1 protein-coding gene is annotated in these 291 nt (G+C 69.8%); it reads left to right on the top strand.

Features of this window, described 5'->3' with window-relative positions:
* A partial coding sequence (locus AC6CDK_RS17825; RefSeq protein WP_496639964.1) for an MBG domain-containing protein occupies positions 1-291 on the top strand: 291 nt, incomplete at both ends.

The following is a 291-nucleotide window of genomic DNA, read 5'->3' as shown; positions in this document are numbered from 1 at the left end:
CCGAGCGACCCGAACGCATACACCAGCGCCAGCGCCACCGTCAGCCTGACGGTTGACAAGGCCGTTGCCTCCGTATCCCTCACCGGCCTGAGCGCCACCTATGACGGCACGCCAAAGGTCGTTGCCGCCAGCACGACCCCGCCGGGTCTCGGCATCAACCTCACCTATGCCGGGGGCAGCGGCGCGCCGACAGCCGCCGGGAGCTACCCCGTCGTCGCCACGGTCACCGATGCCAACTACAGCGGCAGCGCCACGGGAACACTCGCAATCGCCCGTGCCGTTCCCGCCATC

Source organism: Geobacter sp. PheSNFMC, from assembly GCF_059620965.1.
The sequence above is the reverse complement of the archived record's forward strand: the minus strand, read 5'-3'. Positions and strand labels throughout refer to the sequence as shown.